Source organism: Actinacidiphila glaucinigra (genome assembly GCF_035918135.1).
Classification (GTDB): Bacteria; Actinomycetota; Actinomycetes; order Streptomycetales; family Streptomycetaceae; genus Actinacidiphila; species Actinacidiphila glaucinigra.
The window spans coordinates 1,003,556-1,022,675 of record NZ_CP109144.1; the positions used below are offsets into that span (position 1 = coordinate 1,003,556).

The window sequence follows — 19,120 nt, forward strand, 5'->3', positions numbered from 1 at the left end:
GATCACGGCGAGCCCGCTCCCACCAGGCGCCCTCAGGGACCAGGTTCGGCCGGTTCCCGGTCCGGCGGCCGCAGGCTGCCCCGGTTGGCGAGCCGGAAGAGCAGCGCGATCGAGGGGAAGATGAGGAGTCCGGCCACCACGGCGACGCCGATCGTCACCGCCAGCGTGGCCTCCGGGGCCGCCGCCTCGTCGATCTCCAGATGGGTGCCGAGCAGGTACGGGTACTGGGCGACCCCCCAGCCGAGCACGACCAGGGCGACCGCGGCCGCGGCGAGCCCGCGCAGGAACCGGGTCCGCTCACGCCACACCACGGCCATGGTCGCGATCCCGCAGAGGGCTGCCAGCAGCACCAGTGGCAGGGCGCCGTGGCTGAGCCGGCGGAACAGGTGCGGCGCGTCCTGCCTCAGGACGAACACGCCGGCGATGCTGACGGCCCCGGTCAGCACTGCCGCGAGCAGGGCCCTGCCGCGGAAGCGCCGCTGCAGGGTGTGGTCGCGCTGCTGACGGGCGGCCACGTACAGGTACGTCGCGGCGAGGTAGGCGCAGACGAGGACGGCCAGCACGCCGCCGAGCACCGAGGTCGGGTTCAGCCAACTGGTGACGGCGTCCCCGTTGCCCGCCGTGGGCACGCGCCCGGAGGCGATGCCCCCGGCGATCGACCCGAAGCAGTAGGGGGTCAGGACGGACGACGCGGCGAAGGCGACGCCGTACAGGCGCTGCTCGGGGGTGCGCAGCGAGACCTTGCGGAAGGCGAAGCCGGCGCCGCGCAGCACGATGCCGAGGACGGCGATGCCGAGCGGGATGTAGAGGGTCGTGGTGATGGCGGTGAACGCGACCGGGAACCCCGACCAGAGGAAGACCAGGCAGTAGACGAGCCAGGTGTGGTTGGCCTCCCACACCGGGCCGACACAGGTGTCGATCAGGTGCCTGGTGCCTCTGCCCCGCGCGGCCCCGCCCGCCGTGAGGTCCCAGAACCCGGCGCCGAAGTCGGCGCCGCCGAAGAGGCAGTAGGCGATGACGCCGAGGAAGAGGAAGGCGGCGACGGCGTCCGGCATCACTCCTCCGTCCCGGCGCGCGCGCCGACGGGCTCCGTGCCGGTGCGCGGACCGTAGGGGACGTCCACGCTGTCGTCGCCCTCGGCCCGCCAGCGCCGCTTCATCGACAGCAGCACCGTCACCGCGCCGACGCCCACCGCCGCGTAGATGACGACGACCGACCCGAAGAACGGCCACAGGTTGCCCTGGGTGGTCACCGCGTCCCGGGTGAGGAGGTGACCGACGACGGTCCAGGGCTGGCGGCCCACCTCCGTGACGACCCATCCGCTCTCCAGGCAGGCCACGGCGGCCAGCCCGCTGACCGCGCAGCAGCGCAGGAACCACCGCTGGCGCTCCAGGGGGCGCCGCCGCCACCACAGCCAGGCGAACCACACGGCCAGCGCCAGCAGCGCGAAGGAGAGCCCCACCATGACGTCGAAGGCGAGGTGGACGGTGCTGACGATCCGGTCCGAGGGGCGCACGTCGGCGGGGATCGCGTCGAGCCCCTTGATCTCGGTGGAGGGGTGGAAGCCGGCCAGCAGGGAGGCCATGTCCGGTACGGGGAGGCCGTAGCGGACCTTCCCGTCGACGAGCACGCCGCCGAGCGTCTCGGGGACGTGCGTGCCGGTGTCCGGCAGCATCTCGATCGCGGCGAACTTGGCGGGCTCGGCCTGGTAGACGTACCGGGCGATGGTGTCGCCCACCAGGACCTGCAGGGGCAGCGCGACGGCGGCGGTGACGAACCCGATGAGGAACCCGGTGCGGTGGTAGCGGGACGTGCGGCCGCGCAGCATGCCCACCGCGTAGACGCTCGCCACCGCGAAGCCGGCGACGATGTAGGCGGCGAGCAGCATGTGGAGGAACTCCCACAGGAAGGCCCCGTTGAAGAAGACCTCCGCGGGCCGGACGGCGACGATCCTGCCGTCGCGCATCGTGAAGCCGCCGGGCTGGTTCATCCAGCTGTTGGCCGCGATGACGGCGGCCGCGCCGCCGATGCTCGACAGCGCGACCGGTACGCCCGTCCAGAAGTGCGCCCAGGGCGAGAGCCGGTCCCAGCCGTAGATGTAGAGGGAGACGAAGATCGCCTCGAGGAAGAAGAAGAGCCCCTCGATGGCGAACGGGAAGCCGAACGCCGGCCCGTACCCGCGCATCAGGCCCGGCCAGAGGATGCCGAGTTCGAAGGAGAGGACGGTGCCGGTGATCGCCCCCACGGCGAAGAGCACCGCGGCCACCTTCGACCAGCGCCGCGCGAGCAGCATGGCGTCGGCGTCCCCGCGGCGCAGACCGCGGTGGTTCGCGATGAGCATCAGCGCGGTGAGGGCGACGCCGAACGGCACCAGGATGATGTGGAACCCCAGGGTGAAGGCCATCTGCTGACGGGCCGGCAGCAGCTGATCGGGATCACCCGCCGAGGTCAGGCCCTGCGCCAGGAGGTCCCAGGCCCCCGTCACCGTCCGCACCGTCCGTCCGCGGAGGGCTTCCGGCCCGGACAGCCCGCGTTCGCCACCGCCATCACATCGACCACGACCCTTTCGCGACAGGACGATCACCTTAGGTCACGACGGTCGGTTTGGGTGGTAATGCGCACCACGGGCGGGGCCGACAACCCGTTCGGTGGCCGCGAGGTCCCCGTACCGGGCCGCCCGGCCGGCCCTCAGCGCGGCGGTGGGCGCTCAGCGAGTGCGTGCGGGTGGGGGCAGCTCTCCCGAGCCGCGAGGTACGAGCCGGGTGTCGACCAGGATCGTACGGGCGCGGCCGCGGTCGCCCCCGAGGCGTTCGAGGGCCGCCGCGCCCGCCGACTCGCCCATGGTGACGGGGTTCTGGGCCACGACGGTGAGCGCGGGTTCGAGGATGCCGGCCATGGGGACGTCGTCGAAGGCGACCACCGCGACGTCCTTGCGCCCGCTGCGGGACAGCTCGGTCATGACCCCGATCGTCATGACGTTGTTGCCCGACAGCAGCGCGGTGGGCGGGTCCGGCAGGGCGAGCAGCCGGGCCGTCGCCTCGGCGGCGCCCGCCGGGTCGTGCGCGTCGGCGACGAGGCCGCGGTCGTGGGGCAGGCCCGCCCCGGCGAGCGCCGCGCGGTAGCCGGCTTGGCGTTCGCGGCGCGTGTAGAGCCGGGCCGGCAGGTCGCCTATGAACCCGATCCTGCGGTGTCCGCCGGCGATCAGGTGGGCGACGCCCTCCTGGGTGCCGGCCCGGTTGGAGCTGACGACGGTGTCGGTGGTGAGGCCGTTGCCGGGCCGGTCGAGGAAGACCACCGGCATCCCGGCGGCCCGGTGGGACTTGAGGTGGGCGTGGTCGGCGCCCACCGCCGGCGCGACCATGAGCACGCTCACCCGGCGGGCCAGGAAGGTGCGGATCAGCGCGTGCTCCCGCTCCGGGTCGTCGTCCGACGAGCCCATCAGCAGGGTCAGTCCGTGGCCGTGCACGGCGTCCTCGATGCCGCCCGCGACGGCGCCGAAGAACGGGTTGCCGAGGTCCGGCACCACGAGCCCCACGGTGGTGTCGGGACCGCCGACCCGCATGCTCCTGGCCATGAGGTTGGGCTGGAAACCGAGCTTCGCCACGGCCTCCAGCACCCGCCTCCTGGTCTCCGGGGAGCTGGGACCGTCCTCGTTCAGCACCCGGGAGACCGTTTTGGCACTGACACCCACCTCGCGGGCCACGTCGGCGAGGGTCGGTCTGCGGGTCGCTGTCATGGACCACCTTTTCTCCGTGTGTCGGCCCCGCGGATGCCGGAGCGCGTCGGTCAGCTCCCCAGGACCCCCGCGGCCGAGGCTGCGTCACTGTCCGCCACGACCGTACCGCCGTCCGGACGCACGCCGAGCGCGCCGGTCATGATGGCCACCACCTCGGCCATGGAGTAGTCCGACGGCTTGATGACGGCCTCCCGCCTGCCGAGCCGGTGGACGTGGACGCGGTCGGCGATCTCGAAGACGTGGGGCATGTTGTGGCTGATGAGGATCACCGGGATGCCCTTGTCCCGGACGCGGCGGATGAGGTCGAGGACCTGTCCCGACTCCTTGACCCCGAGGGCGGCGGTCGGCTCGTCCATCACCACGACGCTGCGCGCCCAGGCGGCGGCGCGGGCGACGGCGACGGCCTGGCGCTGGCCGCCGGACAGCGTCTCCACCGGCTGCGTGATGGAGCCGACGCCGACCTTGAGCGCGGCCATGTGCTCGGCGGCCTGACGGCGCATCGCCTTCTTGTCCAGGAGGCGGAACACCGAGCCGAGCACGCCGGCGCGGCGGATCTCGCGCCCCAGGAACATGTTGGAGGCGATGTCCATGGACGCGGCGACGGCGAGGTCCTGGTACACCGTCTCGATGCCGTGCGCCCGCGCGTCCTGCGGCCCGGCGAACCTGATGGGCCTTCCGTGCAGCCGGACCTCGCCGGCGTCGGGGACGAGGGCTCCTGTGAGTGCCTTGATCAGGCTGGTCTTGCCGGCGCCGTTGTCGCCGATGACGGCCAGCACCTCGCCCGGCATGAGGTCGAAGTCGGCGTGGTCGATGGCGGTGACGTGCCCGTAACGCTTGACCAGGCCGCGCGCGCTGAGCACGGGTTCCGGCCCTGCGGCGGGAGCGGGGGACTCGGGGCCGGTCATCGGGTCCCCTTTCGCGAGAGCTGGTCGACGGTCACCGCGAGGATCACCAGCACACCGGTGACCAGTGTCTGGTAGACGGACGAGACGCCCATCAACTGCAGGCCGTTGCGGAAGACGCCGACGATGAGCACGCCGACGAACGTGCCGAGGACGGTGCCCCGGCCGCCGAAGAGGCTCGTCCCGCCGAGGACGACGGCGGTGATGCTGTCGAGGTTGTCGGTCTGCCCCGCCTGGGGGTCGCCGACCCCGGTCCGCGACACCAGCAGCAGGGCGGCGACCCCGTAGACGAGTCCGGCCACCGCGTAGACGCCGACGGTCAGCCGGGAGACCCGGATGCCGCTGAGCCGCGCGCTCTCCGCGCTGTTGCCGAGGGCGTAGACGTGACGGCCCCAGGCGGTGCTGCTCAGCGCGTAGGCGAAGCCCAGGAAGAGGGCGATGGTGACCAGCGACCCGTAGGTGACGTCCGTCCTGCCGAGCGGGAAGGTGCGGCCCAGCGCGGTGAGCGGTTCCGGCAGGCCGGTGACGGTCTGCTCGTCGGAGTAGATGTGGGTGAGGGCGAAGGCGACGTTGAGCATGCCCAGCGTCACGATGAACGGGGGCAGCGGCACCGTCCGCACCAGCAGCCCGTTCACCAGCCCGAACACTCCGCAGACCAGGATGCCCAGGCCGATCGCGAGCAGCGGCGGCAGCGGCCCCTGGACGGCGAGCTTGGCGATGAGGATGCCGCCGAAGGCCATGACCGCCCCGCACGACAGGTCGATGCCGGCGGTGAGGATGATCAGCGTCTGGCCGATGGCGAGCGTGCCGACCACCATGACCTGCTGGAGGATCAGCGAGAAGTTGCCCCCGGAGAGGAACTGGTCGGTGGCCAGGGAGAAGAACACCGAGGCGAGGACGAGGGCCGCGAACGGTCCCGCGGCGGGCGCCGTGAGGAACCGGCGCAGCGCGGCCGGTTCCCTGCCCACGGCGGGGAGCGAGGTGGATGCGGTCACGGCTCAGCCCCAGCAGTTCTGCAGGCCGAAGCCGGTGTCCTCGGCCTGCGTGCCCGCCTGCGCCTTGTCGGTGATCAGGGTGACGCCGGTGTCGGTGTAGCCGCTGGTCTTCTTGCCGTCCTTGGCGAACGCGGCCACCGCCTTGACGCCGTCGGCGGCCATCTTCAGGGGGTACTGCTGGGAGGTCGCGGCGATCCTGCCGTCCTTGACCGCCTGCACGCCGGTGCAGCCGCCGTCGATGGCGACGATCATGACGTCCTTCTCGCGGCCCTTGGCCTTGATGGCGGTGTACGCGCCCAGCGCGGCAGGCTCGTTGATCGCGTAGACCAGGTTGATGTCCGGCGCCTTCTGCAGGCAGTTCTCCATGGCGGTCTGCCCCTTGGCCTGGTCGCCGCCGGTGTCCTGGGAGCAGACGATCGACGGGTCGGAGGCGCTGACGCCGAAGCCCTTGACGAAGCCCTCGTGGCGCTGCACGCCGACCGACACACCGGGGGCGAGGTCCAGCGTGGCGATCTTCGGCGTCTTGCCGGCCATCGCGGCCTTGGCGTACGCGCCGATCAGCTCGCCGGCCTTCACGTTGTCGGTGGCGAAGAGCGCGTCGGCGGCGTCCTGCGGCTCCGGTGGGGTGTCCAGCGCGATGACGAGCACGCCCTTGGCGCGTGCCTTGGCGATCGCGGGGACGATGGCCTTGGAGTCGTTGGGGGTGATGAGCACGCCCTTGACGCCGGCGGCGACCATGTTCTCCAGCGCGGTGACCTGACTCGCGTTGTCGCCGTCGAACTTGCCCGCCGCCGTGGTCAGTTCGACGTTCTCGCTCTTGGCGGCCTGCTCCGCGCCCTGCTTCATCTTGACGAAGTAGGGATTCGTGTCGGTCTTGGTGATCAGGCCGACCTTGACCTTGCCCCCGGACGGGGAGCCGCCGCCGGAACCGGAACCGCACGCGGCCAGTGACAGGGCGAGGCCGGCGGCACCGATGACGAGGACCGGACGGGCTCTACGGGACATCTGCGACTCCTACGGGATGCAGTGAGCGGGGACAGCCGTATGGCGCTGCGTCGGCGAAGGATCTCGCCAGGAGAGTGCCAACGTTGACACATGTCATCGTTGACACCGCTTGCGGAGGATGATGGACTCCCGCTCCGGCAACGTCAATGCCCCTGCAGCGAAAGCCGGTTGGCGACCCGCGGAGCCCGCCCCGCGCACCCCGCCCCGGGCCGCCGCCGGGGTCCGGCCCGTATCCCCGTCCCCACCTGGAGGAACCTCCCCATGCAGCCGCGTCAGGTCACCGTGCTCGGAGAGTGCGTCGCCGATGTCTTCCCCGAACCCGGGGACGGGCAGGTCCCGTCCGGTGCGCACGGCCGCTCCCCGGATCCCTCACAGGGGCTGCGGCTGCGCGTCCTGCCGGGCGGCGGCCCGGCCAACACCGCCGTGGGCCTGGCCCGTCTCGGCACGCCGACCCGGCTGCTGGCGCGGCTGTCGGGGGACGTCTTCGGCCGGCTGTTCCGCGCCCACCTGCTGGAATCCGGCGTCGACCTGTCGGCCGCCACGGCCGCTCCCGAACCCAGCACGCTGGCGGTCGCCGACGTGGACGGCGACGGGCAGGCCGCGTACTCCTTCCACGCCGAGGGCACCGCGGACTGGCAGTGGACGCGCGGGGAGCTGGGCCGCGCCGCGCTCGGCGACCCGGCCTGCGTCCACTCCGGTTCGCTCGCCCTGGTCAGGGAGCCGGGCGCCGCCCTCGTGGAGGAGGTCCTGGCGGGGGCGAGACGGCATGCGACGGTCAGCATCGATCCCAACGTCCGGCCCGCCCTGGTCGATCCGCGGGTCTACCGCGACCGGATCCGGACGTGGTGCGCGACGGCGGACGTCCTCCGGCTGAGCGAGGACGACCTCGCCGTACTGGCCCCGGACACCCCGCCCGAGGCCGCCTGCGACGGCTTCCACGCGGCGGGTGCCCGGCTGGTCGTGGTCACCCGCGGCGCGCGGGGCGCCCTCGCCTCGCTCGACGGCAGGCGGATCTCCGTGCCCGGGGTGCCGGCCCGGGTGGTCGACACCGTCGGCGCCGGGGACTCCTTCACCGCGGGGCTGCTGCACCATCTCGGCGGCCGCGGGCTGCTGGGCGGCCGGCTCGACGGCCTGCGGATCGAGGACGTCCTGGCGGCCTGCGCATACGCGACCCGGGTGGCCGCGCTGACCTGCGCCGTCCCGGGACCGAACCCGCCGTGGGCCCGCCAAGTGAATTCGTACGAAACCGAGTTGACCGCCCGCCCGGGGACCTGACGGGACGCAGCCGATCCTGTGCGGGGCGTTGACGGCTCCCCGGCAGGGGCCCATCATCGGTCATCGATCGGATGTCAGCGATGACATATGTCAACGATGACATCACCGGCGTGCAGAGAGTGGGTTCACATGCGTCGAAGAGTCGGGGCGCTGCTCGTCGCCCTGATCGCGAGCCTGGCCGCGTTACTGCCGGGCACCCCCGCGGTCGCCGGGACCGCGGGGGACTACGCGGAATTCCCGTATCCGGCGACCACCTACAGCGAGCCGTTCCGCGGCCAGTTCCACTTCAGTTCGCAGTCGGGCTGGATGAACGACCCCAACGGCCTGGTGTTCGCCAACGGGCTCTACCACTTCTTCTACCAGCACAATCCGCACGGCCTGGACTGGGACACCATGCACTGGGGCCACGCCACCAGCCCCGACCTGGTGCACTGGACCCAGAAGCCGATCGCTCTCGAACCCGGCGTCCACCCCGGCACGCTCTTCTCGGGCGGCGGCGTCGTGGACAAGGCCAACACCTCCGGGCTGAAGACGGGTTCCCTGGACCCGATCGTGGTGTTCTCCAACACCGACGGCGTGAGCGTCTTCTACAGCAACGACAACGGCCGCACGTTCCAGGCGTACGACAAGGGCCGCAAGCAGATCGAGATCCCCGTCGAGAGCCGTGACCCCAAGGTGTTCTGGGACGCGGCACGCCACCGCTGGGCCATGGTCGTCTGGTCCAACAAGGGCGGCAACGGCGTGGACATCTACACCTCCCCGAACCTCCTCGACTGGAGCTTCGCCAGCCGCTTCAGAGCGCCGTGGCTCTTTGAGTGCCCCGACATGTACCCTCTGGCCCTGGACGGCAAGGCCGGGCAGCAGCGGTGGGTCCTGACCTCCGCGTCCAGTCAGTACGTCGTCGGCTCCTTCGACGGCACGACCTTCCGCACCGACTGGACCGGCCCGCAGCAGATGGACCTGGGCACCACCTTCGCCGGGGGCACCTTCTACGCCGCCCAGACGTTCGCGGACACGCCCGACGGCCGCACCGTGCAGATGGCCTGGCAGGGCGGCAACCGCGGCAGCACCTGGACGGGCAACTCCACCTTCCCCGTCTCCCTCGGCCTGGTCAGCACCCCGGACGGGCCGCGGATCACCCGGACCCCGGTCGCCGAACTCGGCTCGCTGGGCTCGGAGACCCGGAGCTGGAAGAACCAGACGGTCGACGCGGCCAAGGGCGGCAACCTCTTCGGGGACATCAAGGCCGACACCTACGAGATCACCGCCCAGTTCGACGTGAAGGGCGCGACCGCGACGGGGTTCGGCTTCGACCTGCACGCCCGCTCCGACGGCACCGCCGACCGCAGTGTCGTCTACGACACCAGGGCGCAGACCCTGCGGGGCAAGCCGCTCAAGCCGCGGAACGGCAAGGTCACGATGCGGCTGCTGGTGGACCGCGGGCAGTTGGAGACGTTCGCCGACGGCGGGCTCTACTCCCTGTCCGACAACGTCGACTTCGACTCCGCCGCCGACAGTCAGGGCATCCGGCTCTTCGCCGTCGGCGGCAAGGTGAAGCTGGACTCCGCGACCTTCACCCGGCTCAACACCAGCTGGGGCACGGCACAGTCCACCCTGGAGAGCAACCTCAAGGGCCCGTGGCACGCCGCGGGCGGGGCGTGGACCGACGTCAGCGGCGGCAAGCGCGCGTCGGCCGGCGGGGACGGGTTCTACCTGAGCGCGAGCAGCGGCGGTGACGCCGTCTACCAGGGCGACCTCACCCTGGACACCGCGCGGGCGGCGGGCCTGACGTTCCGCGCTGACGCCCAGGGCGCGGGCTACACGGCGAACATCGACACCAGCGGCGTCCTCAAGCTGTGGCGGCCCGGCCGGGACATCGCGACCTACAGCACCCCGATCGCCAAGGGGCGCGCCTACCACCTGAAGGTGCAGACGACCGGCTCGCGCATCCGGGTCTGGCTGGACAACGGCACCGACCCCGTCATCGACGCCACCGACACGACCTACACCTCCGGCGTGTTCGGGGTGAACATCTTCAACGGCACGGCGACGGTGCAGAACCTCGACACCGGTACGGCCGGCTTCTCCGCCTTCCCCGCCGGCAGGTGGACCCCGCGGGGCGGCACCTGGACGGTCACGCCGTCCGGGCTGAGGGGCAGTTCGCCGCAGGACGGCTTCTACCTCAGCGACCGCACGGGCGGTGACTTCACCTACGAGGGGGACCTGTCCGTCACCAACGGCACGGCGGCCGGTCTCACCTTCCGGGCCCGCGACGACGGCGCGGGCTACACGGCGAACATCGACACCAGCGGCGTCGTCAAGCTGTGGCGGCCCGGCCGGGACATCGCGACCCATGCCACGCAGATCGTCGAGGGCCGCACCTACCACCTGAAGGTGCGGACGGACGGCTCCCGCATCCGGGTCTGGCTCGGCGGCTCCGCCGATCCCGTCATCGACGCCACCGACGACGCCTACGCCACCGGCCTGTTCGGGGTGAACGGCTTCGCGGCGAACACGCAGGTGCAGAACCTGAGCATCGGCTGACCCACCGGGACCGCTCGGGGCGGGCCTCCGCGGCCTGCCCCGGGTGGTCCCTCCGCCGTGCCCTTTTCCAACGTTGAACACATTCCGGTTCGCCGTGACGGTATCCCGCCCACCCCTTGTCAGGGCCACTTCATCCTCGTCATCCGTGCCCCGTGATCCCCTTCCGCTCGGTGCCCGCACGGGCGCACAAGGCTGCCCGCCGCGTTTCCGCCTGACCTGACGGCCCTTAGACGAGGTTCGACGCGGGGTCTGGACACGGCGTCAGGGCCCTGCTTTCATGCTCTCCGCGCCGAGAATTTCCAACGTTGTACAACCACGTTCCCGGCGTGCAGCGCTCTTGGTTCCAGGCACCGCACACTCCTGACCCGCAACTTTCCCGTCAAGGCGTCGACGACTCCCACGGAAGGTGCACCATGAGTCCTGGCCGACGACGTACCAACGGCTTTGCTCGGTTAATCGCCCTGGTGGCGCTCCTCCTCGGAGCGGCCCTGCTGACGCCGGTCACGGCGTCCGCCCGGCCCCCGGCCACGACCGACGTCCCCACCGACGTCACCGCCGCCTCCGCCGACGCGGGCCTGCGCGGCGACTACTACCGGATGTCCAGCGGCACGGCCCTGGACTTCGCCCGGTACACCGGCACCCGGATCGACAGCTCACTCCACGTGGACGACCTGCTGCCCACCCTGCGCGCCTACGCCGGCACCACGGACAGCGTCGCCGTCCGCTGGACGGGCCGCCTGGAGGTGCCCGCCGACGGCACCTACACGTTCTACATCAAGGGCGACAACGGCTTCCGCATGTCCCTGGACGGCGCGAGCGTGATCGACCACTGGACCACGGACTGGGACGTCCAGACCACCTCGCAGCCGATCACCCTGACCGCCGGCCTGCACGAGCTCGCCTACGACTACAACCAGGGCAACGGCGGCGCCTACCTGCACACCGAGTGGTCGGGGCCGGGCTTCGACCGCCGCCCCGTACCGGACTCCGCGCTGCACCTGCCGGCCGGTTTCGCCCCGGCGGACGCCGAGGCGACGGTCGCCGGCACCGGCCGCACCGCCACCGTCGAGCTGGACTCCCCCGTGACCGCCCTCCCCGAAGGCGCGGCATCGCACCTGGCCCTGCTGTCCGGCGGCACCCGCTGGTCCGCCACCGTCGCCCGCGACCCCAAGCACCCCACCCGGCTGGTGCTGAAGCCGGCCGAGTCCGACTCTCCGGTCTCGCTCCACGCCGACGTACGGCTCAGCTACGACGGCAGGGGCGGCATCACCACCGCCGACGGCGCGCTCGGCCCCTTCTCGGTCGTCGCGCGCAACGACTCGACGTGGTACTTCCAGACCAGATGGGCCAAGGACGTCTCCCCGTCCCACCCGCTGCCCGACTACCCGCGGCCGCAGCTGACCCGCGAGAAGTGGAAGAACCTCAACGGGACCTGGCAGTTCCAGCCGACCGCGCAGGACGCGGCGCTCCCCCAGGGCAAGCTGAGCGGCAGCATCGTCGTGCCCTACCCGATGGAGTCGGGTCTGTCGGGCGTCGCCCGGCACCACGACTGGTCGCTGTACCAGCGCACCTTCACCGTCCCCGACGACTGGCGGGTCCGCTCCGGCAACCGGCTGAAGCTCAACTTCGGCGCCGTGGACTACGAGGCCTGGGTGTACGTCAACGGCCGCGAGGTCGCCCACCACACCGGCGGCTACCAGGCGTTCACGGCCGACGTCACCGACGCCCTTTCCGGGCGCGGTCCGCAGACCCTGCTGGTGAAGGTCAAGGACACCACCGACGACCGCTACGCGCTCGGCAAGCAGTCCCGCACGCCCGGCGGCATCTGGTACACGCCGAGTTCGGGCATCTGGCAGACCGTCTGGATGGAGCCCGTCCCCGAGGCGTCGGTCGACTCGCTGGTGCTGACGCCGGACGTCGCGGACTCCTCGCTCGCCGTCACCGTACGGCCGGGCGCGGGCACCTCGCCGGGCGCGAAGGTCACCGCCACCGCGTACACCCGTGACGGGCGCAAGGCCGGCTCGGTCACCGGCGCCGCCGGCACCGCCCTGCGGCTGCCCGTCCCCCGCGCCCACCTGTGGAGCCCGGACGACCCGTACCTCTACGACCTCGATGTCACCCTCACCGACGGCCGCGGCAAGGACCGCGTCCGCTCCTACTTCGGCATGCGGTCGATCGAGGTGTCCCCGGCCGGCGGCACCAACCGGATCAAGCTCAACGGCAAGCCCGTGTTCGTGCTCGCCACCCTCGACCAGGGCTTCTGGCCCGACGGCCTCCACACCGCGCCGACCGACGAGGCCCTGAAGTACGACCTCGTCCAGCACAAGAAGCTCGGCTTCAACGCGGTCCGCAAGCACATCAAGGTCGAACCCGCCCGCTGGTACTACTGGGCGGACAGGCTGGGCCTGATGGTGTGGCAGGACATGCCCAGCCGAGGCACCGCGGCCGCCGGCACCCCGGAGACCGAGGCCTTCGTCGACCAGGTCCACCAGATCGTCGACCAGCACATCAGCACCCCGTCCGTCCTGGTGTGGACGCTGATGAACGAGGGCTGGGGCGAGTGGAGCAGGCAGGCCACCGGCGAGCTCGCCGACGCCGTCAGGCAGCAGGACCCCTCTCGTCTGGTGGACGCGCATTCCGGCGTCAACTGCTGTGCCTCCAAGGGTGATTCGGGCCGAGGGGACCTGATCGACTTCCACGACTACCACGGCCCGGCCAGTCCCGCCCCGGACGACACCCGCGCCGCCGTCGACGGCGAGCACGGCGGCTACTCCTACCTCGTCCCCGGCCACATCCTCGGCACCGCGGGCGGCCAGGACTACGGCGACGCCGCCCACAGCAAGGAGGAGCTGACCGCGGCCTACGTGGAGAACACCCGCAAGCTGCTCCGCCCGGCGGCCTGCGGCCTGTCCGGCTCGGTCTACACGCAGATCACCGACGTCGAGGGCGAGCTCAACGGCCTGCTCACCTACGACCGCGACGTGGTCAAGGTGCTCCCGGAGCAGGTACGGGAGGTCAACCGCCAGGTCATCGCGGCCGGCGCCGCCGCCGGCGGGGCCGACGTGCCGCCCGGCACGCCAGGGCCGAACGGCGTCGGATGGTGGCCGCTGCACGAGGGCTCCGGAACCGTCGCGAAGGACGTCGCCGGGGAGCACGACGGCACGCTGAGCGGCGGCACGAGCTGGACGACCGGTCCGAACGGCGCCGCCCTGCAGTTCGACGGCCGCACCGGCTCCGTCGACACCGGCGCCGCCGTGCTGGACACCGACCGCCACGACTACTCGGTGGCCGCCTGGGTCCGGCTGGACGACAAGGGGCACTTCAGCACCGCGGTGTCCGTCGACGGCGACGCCAACAGCGCCTTCTACCTGCAGTACTCGCAGGCCGACAAGCGGTTCGCGTTCAGCTTCGCCGGCAGCCGGGCCCTCGCGGGCACCATCGGCGAGCCGGAGGCGGGCCGCTGGTACCACCTGGTGGGCAGCTACAGCCACCGAGACGGCCGGCTGCGCATCTACGTGGACGGCGGCGAGGCCGGTTCGGTCCGCGGCTGCAACGCCGAGGGGCCCTCGGGCCACCTGGTGATCGGCCGCGGCAAGTACGGCGGGAACCGCGTCGACTACTGGGGCGGCGCGATCTCCGACGTGCACGCCTACGACCGCGCGCTGACCGCCGCCGAGGTGGCGTCCCTGGCGGCCGGCGAACCCGCCGTACCGGCGAAGCGCTGACCGGGCACCGACCATGAGCGGCCCGCCCCGTCATGTGGGCGGGGCGGGCCGCTTCCCGGGCCGTCCCCCGGGGCGACGGCGGGAACCACCGCACCACCCCTGATCAGGTCGCACACCGCTCTCCGAGGAGTTGAACGTCCATGAGCACCTCCCGTTCCACCCGCTTCCTTGCCGTCGTGTGCCTCACCGCCGCGGCCGCCCTGACCGCCACCTCCTGCGCCAAGGAGGAGGGCTCCGGCAGCGCCTCCTCCGCCTCCTCCGAGGGCGCCCAGGTCGTACAGTCCCCGACCGCGGCGGCCGACGCCTCCGGCAGCGGCTGCACCCTGCAGAGCTACGGAGCGCAGAAGATCGACCTCAAGGACGCCGTCGTCGGCTTCTCGCAGTCGGAGAAGGAGGCGAACCCCTTCCGCATCGCGGAGACCCAGTCCATCAAGGACGAGGCGGCGAAACTCGGCGTCAAGAAGCTGCTCACCACCAACGCGCAGTCGCAACTGCCCAAGCAGATCACCGACATCCAGGACATGCTCGCTCAGGGCGCCCAGCTGCTGATCGTCGCGCCGCTCAACTCCGACGGCCTGGAGCCCGCGTTGCGCGCGGCGGCGGCCAAGCACGTGCCCGTCATCACCATCGACCGCAAGATCAACGCCACCGCCTGCAAGGACTACATGGCCTTCCTCGGCTCGGACTTCGTCGAGCAGGGCAAGCGCGCCGCCGACCAGATGATCAAGGTGACCGGTGGCAAGGGCAAGGTCGCGATCCTGCTCGGGGCCTCCGGCAACAACGTCACCACCGACCGCACCAAGGGATTCGTCGACCAGATCAAGGCGCAGGCTCCCGGCCTGGAGATCGTCGCCCAGCAGACCGGCGAGTTCGCCCGCGACAAGGGCCAGCAGGTGATGGAGCAGCTGATCCAGGCGAACCCCGGGATCACCGCCGTCTACGCGGAGAACGACGAGATGGGCCTCGGCGCGGTCACCGCGCTCAAGGCCGCCGGGAAGAAGCCCGGCAAGGACGTCAAGATCGTGTCCATCGACGGCACGCGCAACGCCGTGCAGGCGCTGGCGAACGGCCAGTACAACGGCGTCATCGAGTCCAACCCGCGCTTCGGGCCGCTCGCCTTCGCCACCGCGCAGAAGTTCTTCGCCGGCGAGGCCATCCCCGAGGACGTGATCATCTCCGACCGCGAGTACGACGCGGCCAACGCCAAGGACTCGCTGTCCGGGGCCTACTGAGCCCCCGCGCCTGCCGCCCGGTCCTCCTCCCCGGCCGGGCGGCAGGCCCGTCCCTCCCCGGCTCCCCGACACCGCGACCCCACGGAAGGCCCGCCATGGCACCCCCCGACGCGGCACCCGCCGCACCGCCGCCCGGTCCGGACGACGGCCCCACCGCGCCCGCGGTGCTGGAGGCCGTCGGCATCGGCAAGCGCTTCCCCGGTGTGGTGGCGCTCGACGACGTCTCCTTCACCCTGCGCCGGGGCGAGATCCACGCCCTCGTCGGCGAGAACGGCGCCGGCAAGTCCACCCTCATCAAGGTCCTCACCGGAGTGCACCGGCCGGACACCGGCGAGATACGGCTCGACGGCCGCCCGGTCGCGTTCTCGCGGCCGTCCGACGCACAGCACGCCGGGGTCACCACGATCTACCAGGAGGTCAACCTCGTCCCGCTGATGAGCGTGGCGCGGAACATCTTCCTGGGCCGCGAGCCCAGGAACCGCCTCGGCCTGATCGACTTCCCGCGGATGCACCGGGAGGCGGCGGCGCTGCTCGCGGGCTTCGGCGTCACCGCCGACGTCCGCCACCCGCTGGGCAGCCTCGGCGTGGGCACCCGGCAGATGGTGGCGCTGGCCCGCGCGGTGTCGGTGCGGGCCGGGGTCGTGGTGATGGACGAGCCGACCTCGGCGCTGGAGCCGCGCGAGGTCGAGACGCTCTTCCGGGTCATCGGCGACCTCCACGACCGGGGCATCTCCGTCCTGTACGTCAGCCACCGCCTCGAGGAGCTGTATCGGATCTGCGACCGGGTCACGGTGCTCCGCGACGGACGCCTGGTGCACACCGGCGACCTCGCGGACCTGGACCGCATGCAGCTGGTCGCCATGATGCTCGGCCGCGAGGTCTCCGAGGTGCGCCGGCACGGGCGGACCGGTTTCGGCGAGGACCACCACCCCGACCGCGAGGCGGTGCTCACCGCTTCCGGGCTGAACCGGCGCCATGTCCTGGACGACGTCTCCCTGGAGCTGCGCCCCGGCGAGGTGCTGGGCCTGGCGGGCCTGCTCGGCTCCGGGCGCAGCGAGACCGCCAAGGCCCTGGCCGGGGCGCTGCCGCTGGACTCCGGTTCGGTGACGGTCGCCGGGCGGCGGCTGGGCCGCCCCTCCCCCGCCGCCGCGATCCGTGCGGGCATCAGCCTGCTCCCCGAGGACCGCAAGGCGGAGGGCATCGTCGCGGGCCTGTCGGTGCGGGAGAACATCGTGCTGGCGGCGATGCCGCGACTGTCCCGGGCAGGCGTCGTCTCGCGCGCCCGGCAGGACCGCGTCGTCCAGATCTTCATGAAACGCCTGCGGATCAAGGCCTCGGGACCGGAGCAGAAGGTGGGCGAGCTCTCCGGCGGCAACCAGCAGAAGGTGCTGCTGGCCCGCTGGCTCTGCCTGGAGCCGAAGGTGCTCCTCCTCGACGAGCCGACGCGCGGCATCGACGTGGGGGCCAAGGCCGAGGTGCAGGCACTGGTGGACGAACTGGCCCAGGAGGGACTGGCGGTGCTGCTCATCTCCTCCGACATCGAGGAACTCGTGGAGGGCGCCGACCGATTGGTGGTGCTGCGCGGCGGCGCGGTGGCCGGGGAGCTGACCGGCGAGCGGGTCGGCGAGGGGGAGCTGCTGGAGGTCCTCGCGGCGCACGCGCCCGCCGCGAAGCGCGGCGGCGACGAGGAGGTGCGGCACGATGGCTGAGCTCTCCCCGGCCGTACGGCGCGGCCCGGTCCGGCTCCCCTCGCCCGCCTGGTTCCAGGCGTACGGGGTGTACGCGGCGGTGGCCGTGCTGGTCCTGTTCAACGCCGTCTTCACCGACCACTTCCTGACCGGGGCCAACCTGCGCACCCAGCTCGTCCAGGTGGCCCCGGTGGTGATCGTGGCGCTCGGCATGGCGCTGGTGATCGGCACCGAGGGGGTGGACCTGTCGGTCGGGTCCGTCATGGCCCTCGCCGCGGCCCTGCTGCCGCTGTACCTGGGCTACGGTCTGCTGCCCGCGCTGCTGACGGCGCTCGCCGCCGGGGCGGTGGTGGGCGCGGCCAACGGCACCCTGGTCGCGGTGGTGGGGCTGCAGCCCATCGTGGCCACCCTCGCGCTGTTCGTGGGCGGCCGGGGGCTGGCGCTGGTCCTGGCCGACGGGCAGCTCAAGCAGATCGCCAACCCGGGCCTGCTGGGCCTGGGCACCGACGACGTCCTGGGCGTCCCCGTGGTCGTGCTGATCGCCGGTGGGCTCGCCCTGCTGGTCGCCGGGGTCGTGCACCGCACCACCTTCGGGCGCCGGTTGGTCGCGATCGGCGGCAACCGCGCCGCCGCCGGGCTGGCAGGACTGCCGGTGAAGCGGGTGCTGATCGGCGTGTACGTGGTGTGCGGGGTACTCGCCGCCCTGGCCGGGGTGCTGGCCACCGCCCGTCTGACGGCCAGTGACCCGTCCACCCTCGGCACCCTGATGGAGCTGTCCGCGATCACCGCGGTGGTGGTGGGCGGCACCCCGCTCACCGGCGGGTCCGTGCGTGTCCTCGGCACGGTCTGCGGGGCGCTGCTGATGCAGCTGCTGCGGGCCACCCTGGTCAAGCACGATCTGCCCGACTCCACCGCGCAGATGGCCCAGGCCGTCATCATCCTCGTCGCCGTCTACGTCGCCCGGGAGCGTCGATCCCGATGAAATCACTCACCACGCCCCGCTCCGCCGGGGCCGCAGCGGAGCCGCCCGCGGTGGCGGCGGCCCGCGCCGGGGACCGGCGGCGGCTGGCCGTACTGGTGCAGCGGCAGGGCGTACTCGCCGTCCTGCTGTTGCTGGTGCTGGTCTCCTCCTTCGTCTTCCCGTCCTTCGGAACCCTCGACAACGCTCGGAACGTCACCGTCCAGGCCTCGTTCCTGGCGATCGTGGCGCTCGGCATGACGCTCGTCGTCATCACCGGCGGCATCGACCTGTCGGTCGGCTCGGTCTTCGCGCTGGGCGGCGTCCTCGCGGCGTGGGCCTCGCAGTACGGGATACTGCCGGCGCTGCTGCTGCCGCTCGCGGTGTGCGGTCTGCTCGGCACCGTGCACGGTCTGCTCATCGCGCGGGCGGGGATGGCCCCCTTCATCGTCACGCTGGCGGGCCTGCTGGCCGCCCGGGGACTGCTGCTGGCCCTGACCGACGAGGGCGCCGACACCTATCTGGTGCCGCACGGTTCGGCCTTCGCGGAGCTCGGGCAGGGCACGGTGGCCGGGTTCGGTCACCCGGTACTGATCGCCCTGCTGCTCTTCGCCGCCGGCGGACTGGTGCTCCAGCGGACGTCGTTCGGGCAGTCGCTGTTCGCGGTGGGCGGCAGCCCGGACGCGGCCACGCTGATGGGCCTGCCGGTGGCCAGGACCCGGGTGCTGGTCTACGCGATCAGCGGGCTGCTCGCGGGCTTCGCGGGCGCCCTGAACGCCGCCCGGCTGTCCTCCGGCGTGACCATCATCGGCGTCGGCATGGAACTGGACGCCATCGCCGCGGTCGTCATCGGCGGCACGCTGCTGGTCGGCGGTGCGGGCTCGGTCAGCGGCACCCTGTGGGGCGTCCTGGTGCTGGCGGTGATCCAGAACCTCATCAACCAGATCGGCTCCCTCAATTCCTCGTACCAATCGGTGGTCAGCGGCGGCTTCCTTATCGTGGTGGTCGTGGCCCAGCGGTATCTCGCGCGGGGTCCGCGCACCACTTGACCGTGCCGGTG

At 72.1% G+C, this 19,120-nt stretch carries 13 protein-coding genes; 7 read left to right on the forward strand and 6 right to left on the reverse strand.

Features of this window, described 5'->3' with window-relative positions:
• Positions 1-32: 32 nt before the first annotated feature.
• The 6 genes from OIE69_RS04260 to OIE69_RS04285 form a co-directional block, all read right to left on the reverse strand.
• A complete protein-coding gene (locus tag OIE69_RS04260) occupies positions 33-1,055 on the reverse strand; it encodes a cytochrome d ubiquinol oxidase subunit II (protein ID WP_326570575.1) in 1,023 nt (340 codons plus the stop codon).
• Entirely contained in the window at positions 1,055-2,485 is a 1,431-nt protein-coding gene (locus tag OIE69_RS04265) for a cytochrome ubiquinol oxidase subunit I (RefSeq protein WP_326570576.1), read from the reverse strand. The genes OIE69_RS04260 and OIE69_RS04265 overlap by 1 nt, the downstream gene beginning before the upstream one ends.
• A gap of 222 nt (positions 2,486-2,707) precedes the next feature.
• Positions 2,708-3,736, reverse strand: a complete 1,029-nt coding sequence (locus tag OIE69_RS04270) for a LacI family DNA-binding transcriptional regulator (RefSeq protein ID WP_089223669.1) — start codon at positions 3,734-3,736, stop codon at positions 2,708-2,710.
• 50 nt (positions 3,737-3,786) lie between these two features.
• Complete coding sequence (locus OIE69_RS04275) at positions 3,787-4,641, reverse strand: ATP-binding cassette domain-containing protein (protein WP_326570577.1); 855 nt, start codon at positions 4,639-4,641, stop codon at positions 3,787-3,789.
• Positions 4,638-5,633, reverse strand: a complete 996-nt coding sequence (locus OIE69_RS04280; protein ID WP_326570578.1) for an ABC transporter permease — start codon at positions 5,631-5,633, stop codon at positions 4,638-4,640. The genes OIE69_RS04275 and OIE69_RS04280 overlap by 4 nt, the downstream gene beginning before the upstream one ends.
• A gap of 3 nt (positions 5,634-5,636) precedes the next feature.
• Positions 5,637-6,638 (reverse strand): sugar ABC transporter substrate-binding protein, encoded by a 1,002-nt coding sequence (locus OIE69_RS04285; protein WP_326570579.1) that lies wholly within the window; start codon positions 6,636-6,638, stop codon positions 5,637-5,639.
• 261 nt (positions 6,639-6,899) lie between these two features.
• On the opposite strand from OIE69_RS04285, the gene OIE69_RS04290 reads away from it, so the two are divergent.
• The 7 genes from OIE69_RS04290 (at position 6,900) to OIE69_RS04320 (ending at position 19,109) form a co-directional block, all read left to right on the forward strand.
• On the forward strand, positions 6,900-7,913 hold the full coding sequence (locus OIE69_RS04290; protein WP_326570580.1) for a carbohydrate kinase family protein: 1,014 nt from the start codon (positions 6,900-6,902) through the stop codon (positions 7,911-7,913).
• 129 nt (positions 7,914-8,042) lie between these two features.
• Complete coding sequence (locus OIE69_RS04295; RefSeq protein ID WP_326570581.1) at positions 8,043-10,457, forward strand: glycoside hydrolase family 32 protein; 2,415 nt, start codon at positions 8,043-8,045, stop codon at positions 10,455-10,457.
• Between the two features lie 413 nt (positions 10,458-10,870).
• The gene (locus tag OIE69_RS04300) at positions 10,871-14,182 is read left to right on the forward strand and encodes a LamG-like jellyroll fold domain-containing protein (RefSeq protein ID WP_392567457.1); all 3,312 of its coding nucleotides are present in this window, start codon (positions 10,871-10,873) and stop codon (positions 14,180-14,182) included.
• A 140-nt stretch (positions 14,183-14,322) separates the two neighbouring features.
• Positions 14,323-15,414 (forward strand): ABC transporter substrate-binding protein, encoded by a 1,092-nt coding sequence (locus tag OIE69_RS04305; protein WP_326570583.1) that lies wholly within the window; start codon positions 14,323-14,325, stop codon positions 15,412-15,414.
• Positions 15,415-15,509: 95 nt separating this feature from the next.
• The gene (locus OIE69_RS04310; protein WP_326570584.1) at positions 15,510-17,123 is read left to right on the forward strand and encodes a sugar ABC transporter ATP-binding protein; all 1,614 of its coding nucleotides are present in this window, start codon (positions 15,510-15,512) and stop codon (positions 17,121-17,123) included.
• Complete coding sequence (locus OIE69_RS04315; RefSeq protein ID WP_326570585.1) at positions 17,116-18,084, forward strand: ABC transporter permease; 969 nt, start codon at positions 17,116-17,118, stop codon at positions 18,082-18,084. The genes OIE69_RS04310 and OIE69_RS04315 overlap by 8 nt, the downstream gene beginning before the upstream one ends.
• Positions 18,081-19,109 (forward strand): ABC transporter permease, encoded by a 1,029-nt coding sequence (locus OIE69_RS04320; protein ID WP_326570586.1) that lies wholly within the window; start codon positions 18,081-18,083, stop codon positions 19,107-19,109. The genes OIE69_RS04315 and OIE69_RS04320 overlap by 4 nt, the downstream gene beginning before the upstream one ends.
• Positions 19,110-19,120: the final 11 nt, after the last annotated feature.

Coding starts and splice junctions, on each gene's coding strand:
- OIE69_RS04270 (WP_089223669.1), bottom strand. CDS start 3,736: ATGACAGCGACCCGCAGACCGACCCTCGCCGACGTGGCCCGCGAGGTG.
- OIE69_RS04290 (WP_326570580.1), top strand. CDS start 6,900: ATGCAGCCGCGTCAGGTCACCGTGCTCGGAGAGTGCGTCGCCGATGTC.
- OIE69_RS04320 (WP_326570586.1), top strand. CDS start 18,081: ATGAAATCACTCACCACGCCCCGCTCCGCCGGGGCCGCAGCGGAGCCG.
- OIE69_RS04260 (WP_326570575.1), bottom strand. CDS start 1,055: ATGCCGGACGCCGTCGCCGCCTTCCTCTTCCTCGGCGTCATCGCCTAC.
- OIE69_RS04315 (WP_326570585.1), top strand. CDS start 17,116: ATGGCTGAGCTCTCCCCGGCCGTACGGCGCGGCCCGGTCCGGCTCCCC.
- OIE69_RS04275 (WP_326570577.1), bottom strand. CDS start 4,641: ATGACCGGCCCCGAGTCCCCCGCTCCCGCCGCAGGGCCGGAACCCGTG.
- OIE69_RS04305 (WP_326570583.1), top strand. CDS start 14,323: ATGAGCACCTCCCGTTCCACCCGCTTCCTTGCCGTCGTGTGCCTCACC.
- OIE69_RS04285 (WP_326570579.1), bottom strand. CDS start 6,638: ATGTCCCGTAGAGCCCGTCCGGTCCTCGTCATCGGTGCCGCCGGCCTC.
- OIE69_RS04295 (WP_326570581.1), top strand. CDS start 8,043: ATGCGTCGAAGAGTCGGGGCGCTGCTCGTCGCCCTGATCGCGAGCCTG.
- OIE69_RS04310 (WP_326570584.1), top strand. CDS start 15,510: ATGGCACCCCCCGACGCGGCACCCGCCGCACCGCCGCCCGGTCCGGAC.
- OIE69_RS04300 (WP_392567457.1), top strand. CDS start 10,871: ATGAGTCCTGGCCGACGACGTACCAACGGCTTTGCTCGGTTAATCGCC.